This is a genomic window from Microbacterium sp. EST19A, from assembly GCF_019969685.1.
Classification (GTDB): Bacteria; Actinomycetota; Actinomycetes; order Actinomycetales; family Microbacteriaceae; genus Microbacterium.
Genome location: NZ_JAHXYZ010000002.1, coordinates 669,970 through 683,111 on the forward strand (window position 1 = coordinate 669,970; position 13,142 = coordinate 683,111).

The 13,142-nt window shown below is 69.0% G+C and carries 12 protein-coding genes; 7 read left to right on the top strand and 5 right to left on the bottom strand.

The genetic code is table 11. The features are described from left to right. Positions 1-118: 118 nt before the first annotated feature. The 5 genes from LC452_RS13220 to LC452_RS13240 are packed head-to-tail and all read right to left on the bottom strand — an operon-like array spanning position 119 to position 5,530. On the bottom strand, positions 119-982 hold the full coding sequence (locus tag LC452_RS13220) for an ABC transporter ATP-binding protein (RefSeq protein WP_223626073.1): 864 nt from the start codon (positions 980-982) through the stop codon (positions 119-121). Beyond that, positions 979-1,830, bottom strand: a complete 852-nt coding sequence (locus LC452_RS13225) for an ABC transporter ATP-binding protein (protein WP_223626075.1) — start codon at positions 1,828-1,830, stop codon at positions 979-981. Before LC452_RS13225 ends, LC452_RS13220 begins: the two co-directional genes overlap by 4 nt. Further along, the gene (locus tag LC452_RS13230; RefSeq protein ID WP_223626077.1) at positions 1,827-2,810 is read right to left on the bottom strand and encodes an ABC transporter permease; all 984 of its coding nucleotides are present in this window, start codon (positions 2,808-2,810) and stop codon (positions 1,827-1,829) included. Before LC452_RS13230 ends, LC452_RS13225 begins: the two co-directional genes overlap by 4 nt. Next, positions 2,803-3,798 (bottom strand): ABC transporter permease, encoded by a 996-nt coding sequence (locus LC452_RS13235; protein ID WP_223626078.1) that lies wholly within the window; start codon positions 3,796-3,798, stop codon positions 2,803-2,805. The genes LC452_RS13230 and LC452_RS13235 overlap by 8 nt, the downstream gene beginning before the upstream one ends. Positions 3,799-3,838: 40 nt before the next feature. Further along, complete coding sequence (locus LC452_RS13240) at positions 3,839-5,530, bottom strand: ABC transporter substrate-binding protein (RefSeq protein WP_223626080.1); 1,692 nt, start codon at positions 5,528-5,530, stop codon at positions 3,839-3,841. 264 nt (positions 5,531-5,794) lie between these two features. On the opposite strand from LC452_RS13240, the gene LC452_RS13245 reads away from it, so the two are divergent. From LC452_RS13245 to LC452_RS13275, 7 genes are read left to right on the top strand one after another with little or no spacing between them, the layout of a single operon-like run. Next, positions 5,795-6,511, top strand: a complete 717-nt coding sequence (locus LC452_RS13245; protein ID WP_223626082.1) for an NUDIX domain-containing protein — start codon at positions 5,795-5,797, stop codon at positions 6,509-6,511. Beyond that, positions 6,508-7,845, top strand: coding sequence for a quinolinate synthase NadA (gene nadA, locus LC452_RS13250; RefSeq protein WP_223626084.1), 1,338 nt, complete (start codon positions 6,508-6,510; stop codon positions 7,843-7,845). The genes LC452_RS13245 and nadA overlap by 4 nt, the downstream gene beginning before the upstream one ends. After that, positions 7,842-9,380 carry an L-aspartate oxidase gene (gene nadB, locus LC452_RS13255; RefSeq protein ID WP_223626085.1) on the top strand — a complete coding sequence of 513 codons (1,539 nt, stop codon included), beginning with the start codon at positions 7,842-7,844 and terminating at the stop codon, positions 9,378-9,380. Before nadA ends, nadB begins: the two co-directional genes overlap by 4 nt. Next, positions 9,380-10,231, top strand: coding sequence for a carboxylating nicotinate-nucleotide diphosphorylase (nadC, locus tag LC452_RS13260; RefSeq protein WP_223626087.1), 852 nt, complete (start codon positions 9,380-9,382; stop codon positions 10,229-10,231). Before nadB ends, nadC begins: the two co-directional genes overlap by 1 nt. A 4-nt stretch (positions 10,232-10,235) precedes the next feature. Continuing rightward, positions 10,236-11,372 carry a cysteine desulfurase family protein gene (locus LC452_RS13265; protein WP_223626089.1) on the top strand — a complete coding sequence of 379 codons (1,137 nt, stop codon included), beginning with the start codon at positions 10,236-10,238 and terminating at the stop codon, positions 11,370-11,372. A 23-nt stretch (positions 11,373-11,395) separates the two neighbouring features. Beyond that, the gene (locus LC452_RS13270) at positions 11,396-12,343 is read left to right on the top strand and encodes a glycosyltransferase family 2 protein (protein ID WP_223626091.1); all 948 of its coding nucleotides are present in this window, start codon (positions 11,396-11,398) and stop codon (positions 12,341-12,343) included. A gap of 21 nt (positions 12,344-12,364) precedes the next feature. Then, the gene (locus LC452_RS13275) at positions 12,365-13,138 is read left to right on the top strand and encodes an SDR family NAD(P)-dependent oxidoreductase (protein WP_223626093.1); all 774 of its coding nucleotides are present in this window, start codon (positions 12,365-12,367) and stop codon (positions 13,136-13,138) included. Positions 13,139-13,142 lie beyond the last annotated feature (4 nt).

Here is a 13,142-nt window from a genome sequence, read left to right on the forward strand (position 1 = left end):
CTGCGCGGGCGAGGGCGCGTTCCGGTCGCAGTTTCTGCCGTCTCGAGCGTCGCGAGGCGGCAAGAAGCGCGACCGGAACGGATGCCGGCGACAAGAACTGCGACCCGAACGAATGCTGTCAGCCGACGATGCCGAGTTCGGCGCGGACTTCGTCGCGGAGGCGACCGAGGTTGTCGGGTTCGGGTGCGGCACCGAGGAGGGTCTTGGTGTAGTCGTGTTGCGGGTTGAGGATGACCTCGTCCGCGGGGCCGCGTTCGACGACATCGCCCTTGTAGAGGACCATGATCTCGTCGGAGAAGTGTCGGGCTGTCGCGAGGTCGTGGGTGATGTAGAGGACGCCGAGGTTCTCCTCGCGTTGCAGTTCGGCGAGCAGGTTGAGCACCCCGAGCCGGATCGACACGTCGAGCATCGACACCGGCTCATCGGCCACGATGAACCGTGCCCCCGGAGCGAGGGCACGGGCGATCGCGACACGCTGCCGCTGCCCACCGGACAGCTCGTGCGGGCGACGTTCCGCGAAGCTCTCCCCCGGCGTGAGCCGCACCCGCTCCAACAACTCCACCGCACGCGCACGCACGTCCGCGCTGCTGAGCTTGGGGTGATGCAGCCGGATCGGCCGCTCCAGGTGATGCACGATCGTGTGGAACGGGTTCAACGACGCGAACGGGTCCTGGAACACCATCTGCACATCCGACCGATACCGCTCCAACGCCCGGCCGCGCGTGCCGGACGGAGCACCGTCGAGGAGGATGTCCCCGCTCGTGGGGGTCTCCAGCTTCATCAGCATCCGCGCGATCGTCGACTTCCCCGACCCGGACTCCCCCACCAGCGCGACCGTGCGCCCCGGCGCCAACGTGAACGACACGTCCTTCACCGCATGCAGGGTGGTGGTCTTGAACCCGGAGCGCAGGTGGAAGTCCTTGGTCAGGTTCCGTGCCTCCAACGTGCCCGTGCCACGCACGGCATCCATCTGAACGCTCATCGGCTGCCCTCCTGGCTCACGCCCGTGCGGACGAAATCGCCCCGATCACCCTTCAGCGACGGGAAACTCGACAGCAGCTTCTTCGTATACGCGTGCTGCGGGGACCGGTAGATCTCCTCCGCCGTCCCCTGCTCCACGATCTCCCCCTGCAACATCACCGCGATCCGATCACTGATCTCGATCAACATCGGCAGATCATGCGTGATGAAGATGACCGCGAACCCCAACCGCTCGCGCAGGCGCATGATCTCCCGGATGATGCCCCGCTGCACCACCACATCCAACGCCGTGGTCGGCTCGTCCATGATCATCACCTGCGGATCCAACGCCAACGCCATCGCGATCATCATCCGCTGCCGCATCCCACCCGACAACTCATGCGGGAAACTCGTCAACCGGGACGGATCCACCCCCACCAGTGTCAGCAGCTCTTCGGCGCGGGCGGTCTTGTCCTTGCGCGACATGCCGGGGCGGTGGGTGTCGAAGATGTCGAAGATCTGCGCCTTCACATCGATCACCGGGTTGAGCGAGTTCATCGCCCCCTGGAACACCATCGAGATCTTGTCCCACCGGAACGCCCGCAGACCATCACCATCCAACCCCACGATGTCGATGTCATGCCCGTCGCGATCATGGAACACTATCTCACCGCTGGTCATCAGCGCCGGCGCCTTGAGCAGCCGGTTCATGCCGTAGGCGAGGGTCGTCTTCCCGCAGCCCGACTCACCCGCCAACCCCAGGATCTCGCCCCGATGCAACGTCAGCGAGACGTTACGCACCGCTTTCACCGGCGGATCGACCTCATACTCGATCGACACATTCGTCGCCGTCAACACAGCCTCGCTCATGCGGTGACCCCCTTGATCTTGGCGGCCTTGCGCACACGCCGGGCAGCATCCGGCGCATTGCGGAGCTTCGGGTTGATGACCTCGTCGATCGCGAAGTTGATGAGCGCGAGGCCTGCGCCGAGGACGGCGATCATGAGGCCGGGTGGCACGAACCACCACCATGCTCCGCGGCCGAGCGCCTGACCCGACTGCGCGTCGTTGAGGATCGAGCCCCACGTGATCGACGAGTTCGGTCCGAGCCCGAGGTACGAGAGGCCGGCCTCTCCGAGGATCGCGAAGATGATCGCGAAGAGGAACTGCGCCGTCAGCAGCGGCAGCAGGTTCGGCATGATCTCGACGAGGATCACCCGGAACGAGCGCTCGCCCGCGACCTTCGCCGCGTACACGTAGTCGCGGGTGCGCAGCGATCGGGTCTGGAGGCGCAGCACGTACGCCGCACCCGCCCAGGAGGTGATGCCGAGCACGAAGGCCACGAGCTGCCAGCTGCGCTGCGGCACGAACGAGGCGATCACCATGACCAGCGGGAGTCCGGGGATCACGATCATGACGTTCGTGAGGAGGGCGAGCGCATCCTCGCGCCAGCCGCCGAGGTACCCGGCGAGCACGCCGAAGATGAGAGACAGCACGATCGCGATGCCGCCGGCGACGACGCCGATGAGCAGGGAGCCCTGGGCGCCGATCGCGAGCTGGGCGAACATGTCGTTGCCGAGCTTGGTCGTGCCGAGCCAGTGCTCCGCCGACGGCGGCTGCAGGGCCGGGTTCGCGGTGCTGCGCGGGTCCTGCGAGAAGATCGGCGCGATGATCGCGAACAGCACGATCACGAGCACGAGGATCGAGCCGACGATGAACTTCGGCGAGGTGCTGGGAAGCACCCGGCGCTTGCGGCCCTGCTGGGTGGCGAGCGAGACCGTGCTGGCGGGCGCGGTCATCGGCGTCTCCTCGACGGTCAGGAGCCCGGCGGTGTTCTGCGGATCAGACATTCTGGCGAGCCCTCGGGTCGATGAAGCCATAGACGAGGTCCATGAAGAAGTTGGCGGCGAGCACCGTGATGGTGATGACGAGGAACAGACCCTGCATCAGCGAGTAGTCGTTGTTGGTCACGGCCTGGAACATCAGCTTGCCGATGCCGGGGTAGGTGAACACCTGCTCCATCACGATCGAGCCCGCCACGACGAAGCCCAGGGTGATCGAGAAGCCGGCGATCGACGGGATCGCGGCGTTGCGGGCCGCGTACGTCGTCATGATGCGCCGCGGACGGAGTCCCTTCGCCTCGGCGGTCAGGACGTAGTCCTCCGCGAGGGTGGCGACCATCATGTTGCGCATTCCGAACATCCAGCCGCCGACCGAGCTGATCACGATCGTGAGCGCAGGGAGGATCGAGTGGGCGAACGCATCGGAGAGGAACGCCCAGGTCGGCTCCGGACCGTTCGGGAAGTCGAAGACGTCGTACCCGCCGAAGAGCGGGAACCAGCCCAGCCCGACCGCGAACACCGCGACGAGGATCAGAGCCATCCAGAAATAGGGGATCGACTGGAGCACGGTCGTCGCCGGGATCAGATGATCGACCCAGGTTCCGCGCTTCCACCCCGCCCAGGCGCCGAGCACGATGCCGAGGATGAACGAGATGATCGTCGTCGTCCCCACGAGGACCAGGGTCCACGGGATCGCGCCGGCGATCAGCTCCGTCACCGGAGTGGGGAACTTCGTCACCGAGACCCCGAGGTCGCCCTGGAACATGCGACCCCAGTAGGCGAGGTACTGCTCCCATAGGGAGGAATCGTCGCCGCCGAGCAGCAGCTTGATGTTCCGGATGGTGGTCTCGGAGATCTCACCGCCGGCCCGCTGCATCTTGGCGATCATGATGTCAGCGGGGTTCCCCGGCATGAGACGGGGAAGCAGGAAGTTGATGGAGATCGCGGCCCAGAGCGTGAACGCGTAGAACCCGATTCTTCGTGCATAGAACTTCATGTCACTTCTTCCTGACTTCCTGCTTCCCCGTCCCTTCTGCTTACTTGACCGGCTGCAGCTGCGTCAGGACGTAACCTGCCGCGATCGCACCCCAGGACGGCGGGAAGGCGTACAGGTCCTCCTCCGTCGGCCAGCCCGTGTAGTCCTTCGTGTTGTAGAAGGTCTGGGTGGCGTTGATCACGAGCGGGATGTACGGCAGATCCTTGACGATCTCGGTCTGGATCGTGCCGTACAGCTCCTTCTTGGTCGCCTCGTCATCCGTGCTGATCGCCGCCTGGATCGCGGTGTCGACCACGGGGTTGTTGTAACGGCTGAAGTTCCAGCGTCCGGCCGGGACCTCGGTGCCGACGGGGCTCGTCGACTGGACGGCCGTTCCGCCGAACCAGTCGCGGTAGATCTGGAACGGGTCGGCGACCGAGGTGCCGATCATGCCGCCGACGATGAGCTGGAAGTCGCCGCCCTGACGCGAGTCGGAGAACTCCTGCCACTGCACGGTCGATGCGGTGACCTTGATGCCCGCGGCCGCGGCCTGCTCGGAGATCAGCTTGGCGGCGTCGTTGTAGTCCGTCCAGCCGTCGACCGAGGTCAGCGTGAGCTCGAGCGGCACACCGTCCTTGGCGTAGAAGTCGCCGTCCTTCACGTAGCCGGCGGCCTCGAGGATCTCGCCCGCCTCGGCGGCGTTCGCCTCCTGCGGGCTGACCTCGTTGGCCGAATCCGCGACCCACTTCTCGTCACGCGGGAGCAGCGCGTACGTCGGCGAGATGTCGCCGGTGAGGCCGACGAACGCCTTGTCCTTGATGGTGGCGCGATCGATGGCCGCGTTGAGAGCCTGACGCACGGCGACGTCGGTCTGCGGACCGGTGCAGCCGAGCTCGGCGTTGGAGCAGGTGTAGAGGACCGTCGGGTCCTGCGGGGTGTTGACCCAGTCGATCGCACCGTTGGCGGTCACGTCATCCGGGTTCGGGATGAACATGCCCGTCCAGTCGAGCTCACCGGCCGCGAGCAGGTCCTGCGCCGTCTGGTTGTTGTCGACGGCGATGTACTGGACCTTCTTGACGCCGAGCTTGTCGGCGTCGCGGAAGTTCTCGTTCGCGACGAGCGTGTACGACTCGCTGGTGGTCTTGTCGACGACGTACGCGCCGGACCCGACCGGCTCCTCGTTCGCGAAGTTCGCGAAGTCGGTGACATCCGCCCAGATGTGCTCGGGAAGGATGTAGGTCGAGCCGAGTCGCTGGAACTCGGTGGTGTACTGCGCGGCCGAGTAGGTCAGCACGACGGTGGTGTCGTCGGTGGCCTCGGCGGACACGAGTCCGTTGCCCTCGGGGTTGTTGGCCTCGTAGTTGAACGAGAACGCGACGTCGGCGGCGGTGAGCGGCTCGCCGTCGCTCCACTTGAGGTCGGGCTTGATGGTGATGGTGATCACCGTGCCGTCCTCGTTGTACTCGTACGAGTCGCCGATCAGGCCCACGGGCTCGGAGTCCGCCGTCTTGTTGAAGAAGAACAGCGGCTCGTAGATGGGACCGAGCGCACCGTGGAGCACGGTCGGCGCGAACGGGTTGTAGTTGGCGGTGATCGGCGTCTGGCTGCCGGCCCACACGCGAAGGGCCCGGTCGCCGTCGGCGTTGCCGTCATCGCCGCTGCCGCCGGTGCCACAGGCGGTGAGGCCCAGGGCCAGGACGGATGCCCCTGCGACGGCGGTGAGCGCGATCTTGCGCTTTCCGTTACGGATCATTCTTCTGTTTCCTCTCGGTGCTGCACTGCAGGAGGGATTTCTCCGGTTGGAGCTGAACCCCGTCTGGGGTTCGTGCAAACCCGAGAGGAGCGGGTGGCCGACCTCGTGGGGTTTGTTAGGACAGTAACCTAACAAACCCCGTCGCGGTGGACAAGCCTCCACCCGCTCCCGAGATAACGTTTCGGACTCGACGAGAAAAACCGTCATCTGCGCGCACTAAGGGTCGTGAGGACACTAAGATCGATCACGGAGGTTAAGGTACTCATGACTCAAACTCGCGGCATCCGGGTCGCCGTCTCGACGGTGATCCTCACGCTGCGCCGCGCGGAGAACGGCGACGCGGTCCTCGCGCTGCCGCTCGTGCTGCGCACCCGTGAGCCCTTCGCCGATCAGTGGGCGCTGCCCGGCGGCTGGCTCACCGCGGCTGAGTCGCCCGTCGACGCCTCGGCACGCACGCTCGGCGAGACCACGGGCCTCGCCCCCAGCTACCTCGAGCAGCTCTACGCCTTCGGCGCCGTCGACCGCTCCCCCACACGGGTCGTCTCGATCGTGTACTGGGCGCTGCTCCGCCAAGACGACGTCGTCGCACAGAGCGCCGCGCATCGGGCATCCGGCAGAGCCCCCGAGAACGTGCAGTGGTTCGACATCACGGCTCTCCCCGAGCTCGCCTTCGACCACGCGAAGATCATCGAGTACGCGCTCTGGCGGCTGCGCAACAAGGTCGGCTACAGCCGCGTCGCGCACGGATTCCTCCCCGCCGAGTTCACCCTCGCCGACCTCCGCGAGGCGTACGAGGCGATCCTCGGCAAGCACCTGGACCCGGCCAACTTCCGCCGCCAGGTGGAGGCCGCGGGCAACCTGCTCCCCACCGACCGCTTCCGCACCGGAAGTCACCGACCTGCACGTCTGTACCGCTACAACACCGATGTCGAGCTGGCCGACCGCGGCCCGCTCGGTTCCGAAGAAACGAGCACCCGATGAGCATCACCTTCGTTCCCACGCCCGCGGTTCCGGCACTGGATCCCTCCGTCGACCACGCGATCCAGGCGATCGTCGCTGGCGCGTCGACCGATGCCACCTGCGCGACCGATCTCGCTGCCGGCCCGTGGGACTTCGACTCCCGCCCCGGATACGGCCCGGGCTCCTCGATGGGCGATGTCATCCCCACCGGATCCCCGCGCCAGGGTGAGCTTCCCGCCGAATACCGCGAGGCCGCCGAAGACGACCTGCACGCGCGCATCGAGGCCGCGAAGGCGACCCTCGGCGACCGCGTGGTGATACTCGGCCACTTCTATCAGCGCGAAGAGGTCGTGCGGCACGCGGACTACGTCGGAGACTCCTTCCAGCTCGCGACGGCCGCCAAGGGCAGGACGGATGCCGAGGCGATCGTGTTCTGCGGCGTCCATTTCATGGCCGAGACCGCCGATCTGCTCTCGCAGCCCGATCAGGCCGTGATCCTGCCGAACCTCGCCGCCGGCTGTTCGATGGCCGACATGGCCGACATCGATCAGGTCGAGGAGTGCTGGGAGCAGCTCGCCGACGTGCTCGGCGACCTCGACACCGCGGATGCCGACGGCCGGGTGCCCGTCATCCCGGTCACCTACATGAACTCCTCCGCGGCGATCAAGGGTTTCGTCGGGCGGCACGGCGGCATCGTGTGCACGTCGTCGAACGCCGAGACGGTGCTCGAGTGGGCGTTCGAGCGCGGGCACCGCGTGCTGTTCTTCCCGGACCAGCACCTGGGGCGCAACACCGCGAAGGCGATGGGCGTGCCGCTCGAGCAGATGCCCATGTGGAACCCGCGCCGGCCGCTCGGCGGATCGTCGGCCACGGAGCTCGTCGACTCCCGCGTGATCCTCTGGCACGGCTTCTGCTCGGTGCACCGCCGCTTCACCGTCGCGCAGATCGACCAGGCGCGTGCTGAGCACCCCGGCGTCCGCGTCATCGTGCACCCGGAGTGCCCGATGGAGGTCGTGGATGCCGCCGACGAGGCCGGCTCCACCGACTACATCCGCCGCGCGATCGACGCCGCCACCGAGCCCACGACCTTCGCGATCGGCACCGAGATCAACCTCGTGCGCCGCCTCGCTGCCCAGTACCCGCAGCACGAGATCTTCTGCCTCGACCCGGTCGTGTGCCCGTGCTCCACCATGTACCGCATCCACCCGGGATACCTGGCCTGGGTGCTCGAAGAGCTCGTCGCCGGACGCACGCCCAACCGGATCACCGTGTCCGCCGACGTCGCGGACCCCGCCCGGGTGGCGCTGGAGCGGATGCTGGCGGCGAAGCCGCCCGTGACGGTCGGCGCACGATGAACGTCCTCGTGGTCGGCTCCGGCATCGCCGGGCTCACGGCCGCCCTCCACGCGCAGGAAGCCGGCCACGCGGTGACGGTCGTCACCAAGGGCGAGCTCGGAGACGGCAGCACCGGCTACGCGCAGGGCGGTGTCGCGGGCGTGTACGGCACGGGCGACTCCGCGGAGCAGCACGCGGCCGACACTCTCGCCGCCGGCGCGGGGCTCTCGGATGCGGCTGCCGTCGACGCCCTCGTGGCCGACGGCGCGGACCGGATCGCCGAGCTGATCGCCCGAGGCGTCGCCTTCGACCGCGATGCGGACGGCGTGCTGATGCTCGGACGCGAGGCCGCGCACAGCCACTCCCGCATCGTGCACGCCGGCGGCGACGCGACCGGGGCGGCGATCTCCCGAGCGCTCGTGGCCGCGGTGCGCCGCTCGCCGATCCTCGTCATCGAACATGCATTCGTGACGGAGCTCATCGTGGCCGGCGACGCCGTGCGCGGCATCCGTCTGCTGATCGACGCGCCGTCCGCGCCGGCGGCAGTGGCCTCCGCGCTCTCGGGCGATGCGGTGATCCTCGCGACCGGTGGTGCCGGGCATCTCTACGCGCACACCACCAACCCGGTGGGCACGACGGGCGACGGCATCGCGGCCGCCCTGCGTGCAGGAGCGGCGTTCGACGACCTCGAGTTCGTGCAGTTCCACCCGACGATCCTGGCGACGGGTCCCGCCTTCCTGATCTCCGAGGCCGTACGCGGCGAGGGGGCGACTCTGATCGATGACGACGGGCGACGGTTCGTCTTCGACAGCCACCCCGACGGTGAGCTCGCGCCGCGCGACGTCGTCTCGCGGGCGATCGCTCGGCGGGCAGCGGCTCAGGGTGCGCCCGTGCGACTGGACGCGACGATGCTCGGCCGCGAGACCCTCGCGAAGCGGTTCCCGACCATCGACCGGGTGACGAGGGAGCGCGGCTTCGACTGGGCGGCCGAGCCCATCCCGGTCACACCCGCCGCCCACTACCTGATGGGCGGAGTCGTCACCGACCTGCACGGCCGCAGCACGATCCCCGGGCTCTTCGCGGTGGGCGAGGTCGCGCGAACAGGCGTGCACGGTGCGAACCGCCTCGCCTCGAACTCCCTCCTCGAAGGCGCGGTCTTCGGTGCGAGGGCGGCCGCGGCTCTCGGCACGCCGTGGCCCGACTCGTCCCCGCTCCGGTCGCCGTACTCCAGCGATCCCGCGTCGGTGTCCGGGGAATACCGCCACGGGAGCGAGAGGGTGCCGTTCACCCGCGCGGCGCTGCAGCAGCTGATGTGGGACCACGTCGGTCTGCTGCGGTCCGACGAAGGGCTGCGGCACGCCCTCGACACCGTGCGGGCGTGGCGGGCCGTCGCAACCGCGCCGCACACCGTCACCGAGCACGAGGATGCGAATCTGCTGCTGCTCGCCGAAGCCACGGCGTCCGCCGCGCTCGCGCGGACCGGTTCGGTCGGCGCCCATTATCGGCTCTCGGATGCCGAGATCCGCACCACCGCACCGATCCTGGAGACCGTCTGATGCTCACCCCCGCCATCCTCACGCGCGTCGTCGGCGCCGCTCTGGAAGAGGACGCTCCCTGGGGCGACCTCACCAGCACGACGCTGCTCCCCGCCGAGGCGACCGCCACCGCCGACCTCGTCGCCCGGGAGGCGGGCGTCTTCAGCGGCGGCGAGGTCTTCGCCACCGCGTTCACCCTGACCGACCCCGCGCTGACGGTCGACCTGCATGTCGGCGACGGAGACGAGTTCTCCCCCGGCGACGTGCTCGCCTCGGTGTCGGGCTCGGCGCGCAGCATCCTCACCGCCGAACGCGTCGCGCTGAACTTCGCCCAGCGGATGAGCGGCATCGCCACGCTCACCGCCGCCTACGTGCGGGCGATCGAGGGCACCGGCGCACGCATCGCCGACACCCGCAAGACGACACCGGGGCTGCGGGCGTTCGAGCGGCACGCCGTCCTGTCCGGCGGCGCGCGCAACCATCGCTACTCGCTGTCGGATGCCGTGATGGCGAAGGACAACCACCTCGCGGTGCTGAAGCGCTCAGGGCTCGACCTCGCCACCGCCCTGCGCGAGGCGCTGTCGCGACTGCCGCACACGACGCACGTGGTCGTCGAGGTCGACCGGCTCGATCAGATCCCGGCGGTCCTCGACGGAGGCGCTCACACCGTGCTGCTCGACAACTTCTCGCTCGACGAGCTGCGGGAAGGCGTCGCGCTGATCGGCGACCGCGCGACGGTCGAGGCATCGGGCGGGGTCGACCTCGACACCGTGCACGACATCGCCTCGACCGGCGTGGACGTGATCTCGGTCGGCGCGCTCACGCATTCGGCGCGGGCGCTCGACCTGGGCCTGGACCTGCGGATCGACTGAGCCCATGCTGTACCTCGACCACGCCGCCACCTCTCCCGTCCGCCCGGAGGTGCGGGAGGCGATGGACCCGTACCTGACCGGGGTGTTCGGGAATCCGTCCAGCCACCACACCGCCGGCGAGGCCGCGGCGAGCGCGCTCGACGACGCCCGCGCGCGGGTGGCCGCGGTCCTGGGCATGCGCCGCAGCGACGTCGTCTTCACCGCGGGGGGCACCGAGGCCAACAACCTCGCGGTGAAGGGCATCGTCCTCGCGGCGTCGGAGCGGGATCGGAGGCACCTCGTCGTGTCGCCGATCGAGCACGAGTCGATCCTCGAATCGGCCGAGTACCTGCGGCGCTTCCACTCGGTCACGGTGACGATGCTGCCGGTCGACTCTGCGGGACGAATCGCCCCGCAGGCACTGGCGGACGCGATCCGCGACGACACGGCGCTCGTCTCGGTCGGGCACGCGAACAACGAGATCGGCACGATCCAGGATGCCGCGGCGCTGGCGGCGATCACCGGCGCGGCAGGGGTCCCGCTGCATCTCGACGCCGTGCAGTCGGCGGGATGGTTGTCACTGCGCGACCTCGGCGCGGATGCCGTGTCGATCGCGGGGCACAAACTCGGCGCGCCGAAGGGAATCGGTGCCCTCGCGGTGCGCGGACGAGTGCCGCTGGAGCCGCTGCTGCACGGCGGAGGTCAGGAACGCGGACGCCGTTCCGGAACCGAGAACGTCGCCGGGGCGGTGGCGCTGGCGACGGCGCTCGACCTCGCCGAGGCCGAGCGGGCGATGGTCTCCGCCGGCGTGGCCGCGGCAACCGGACGGTTCATCGCCGGGGTGCTCGGTTCCGTTCCTCAGGCGACGCTCACGGGCGATCCCGTGCACCGGCTGCCCGGCACCGCGAGCTTCACGTTCGCGGGCACGAGCGGCGAATCCGTGCTGCTGGAGCTCGAGCGACGGGGCGTCATCTCCTCGAGCGGCTCGGCGTGCGCGGCGGGCAGCGACGAACCCTCGCATGTGCTCCTCGCCTGCGGCATCGCACCCGAGGTCGCGCAGACGTCGGTGCGCTTCACCTTCGGACGTGCCCCTCTCCTCGGCGATGCCCCGGAGCGTCTCGCGGCCCTCGTCGCCGAATCCGTGCAGGCGGTCTCCGGCTGACGCACGGCCCATAGACTCGGCTGGTGACTGCATCCGCCCCGATCGTGACGATGATCGTCCCCGGACGCGACATCGCCGCGTTCGCCCCGGCCGCCCTCGATTCACTCCGCGCGCAGACCGAGCAGCGCTGGCGCGCGATCCTCATCGACGACGGCTCGGCCGATGCCACCGGAGCGATCTTCGCCGCTGCCGCCGCCCACGACCCGCGATTCACCGTGGTGCGGCACGAGGCCTCTCGCGGACTGGGCGCCGCCCGCAACGTCGGCCTCGCACTCGTCGACACGCCCCACCTGGGATTCCTCGACGGAGACGACGAACTCGCACCCGACGCGCTGTCGCGCCTCACCGGAACGCTCACCGAGACCGGGAGCGACTTCGTGGCCGGCGCCTACGTGCGCCTGCGCCCGCACGGCGAGTCGTACAACGCCGGTCGCGTGCAGCCGTGGATCTCTGCGGCCACGGATCCGGCCCGTCTCGGCACCTCGCTCGCTCAGCATCCGCGCGCGGTGTCGAACATCGTGGCCTGGTCGAAGATCAGCCGCACGGGCTTCTGGCAAGACCTCCGCTTTCCCGAGGGCGTGGCGTACGAGGACCAGATCGTCGCCCAGCAGATGTACACGCGGGCCCGATCGTTCGACGTGATCCCCGACGTCGTCGTGCGGTGGCGTGTGCGCCCCGACGGCACCTCGATCACGCAGGGGAAGTCGCAGCTGCCGGTGCTGCTCGACTACCTCGCGGCGCTGCGCGGAGGCATCCGTGTGCTGCAGGATGCCGGTCATCGTGCGGCCGTGACCGCGCGGCTCGACCTGATCCTCGCCATGGACATGCCGTCGCTGCTCGACATCGCGGCGACTCACGACGACCCTGCCTACGCCGCAGAGGTCGCCGCCTTCATCGACGAGCTGCAGGCATTGCCCGAGTTCGCCGACGCCTCCCCCGACGAGGCCATCGCGGCGGCGCTCTCCTGGTGATCGAACGAGAACGGTGAACCCATGAACGACTACCTCGCCTCCCTGTTCTCGCTCGAGGGCCGCACCGCCGTGGTGACCGGCGGCAGCTCGGGAATCGGCCGCGGCATCGCGACGGCTCTCGCCCGCGCCGGCGCATCGACGGTCATCGTCGCCCGGGGCCGCGAGCGCATCGACGAGACCGTGCGCGAGCTCGAGGAGAGCGGATGCCGCGTCGCCGGCGTCGTGGGCGACCTCGGCACCCGCGAAGGAATCCACACCCTCGCCGAGGAGGCGACCGAGCCTTTCGGCGAACCGGACATCCTGGTGAACTCGGCGGGCATCAACATCCGGCCGGCGTACGCCGAGATCACCGAGGCGGACTGGGATGCGACGATGACGGTCAACGCCCTCGCGCCGTTCCTGCTCGGACAGCGCTACGCCCAGGGCATGGCTCAGCGCGGCTACGGACGACTCATCCACATCAGCTCGCACCAGGCGCACCGCGCGTTCGTCGGCAGCGGCATCTACGGCGCGTCCAAGGGCGCGGTGGAGTCGCTCATGCGCTCCGAGGCCGAGGCGTGGGGCGGCACCGGCGTGACGAGCAACACGCTCGTGCCGGGGTTCGTGCTCACGCCGCTCAACGCGCGCCTGCAGCAGGACCCCGAGAAGATCGCCGCGCTGGCCGCCCGCACGATGATCGGACGCAACGGCCTGCCGGGCGACTTCGCCGGCGCCGCGGTGTTCCTGGCCGGCGCGGGCTCGGGTTACGTCACCGGCCACTCGCTCTTCGTCGACGGCGGACTCTCCGTGCACTGAGCCC

Coding starts and splice junctions, on each gene's coding strand:
- LC452_RS13220 (WP_223626073.1), bottom strand. CDS start 982: ATGAGCGTTCAGATGGATGCCGTGCGTGGCACGGGCACGTTGGAGGCA.
- LC452_RS13225 (WP_223626075.1), bottom strand. CDS start 1,830: ATGAGCGAGGCTGTGTTGACGGCGACGAATGTGTCGATCGAGTATGAG.
- LC452_RS13230 (WP_223626077.1), bottom strand. CDS start 2,810: ATGTCTGATCCGCAGAACACCGCCGGGCTCCTGACCGTCGAGGAGACG.
- LC452_RS13235 (WP_223626078.1), bottom strand. CDS start 3,798: ATGAAGTTCTATGCACGAAGAATCGGGTTCTACGCGTTCACGCTCTGG.
- LC452_RS13240 (WP_223626080.1), bottom strand. CDS start 5,530: ATGATCCGTAACGGAAAGCGCAAGATCGCGCTCACCGCCGTCGCAGGG.
- LC452_RS13245 (WP_223626082.1), top strand. CDS start 5,795: ATGACTCAAACTCGCGGCATCCGGGTCGCCGTCTCGACGGTGATCCTC.
- nadA (WP_223626084.1), top strand. CDS start 6,508: ATGAGCATCACCTTCGTTCCCACGCCCGCGGTTCCGGCACTGGATCCC.
- nadB (WP_223626085.1), top strand. CDS start 7,842: ATGAACGTCCTCGTGGTCGGCTCCGGCATCGCCGGGCTCACGGCCGCC.
- nadC (WP_223626087.1), top strand. CDS start 9,380: ATGCTCACCCCCGCCATCCTCACGCGCGTCGTCGGCGCCGCTCTGGAA.
- LC452_RS13265 (WP_223626089.1), top strand. CDS start 10,236: ATGCTGTACCTCGACCACGCCGCCACCTCTCCCGTCCGCCCGGAGGTG.
- LC452_RS13275 (WP_223626093.1), top strand. CDS start 12,365: ATGAACGACTACCTCGCCTCCCTGTTCTCGCTCGAGGGCCGCACCGCC.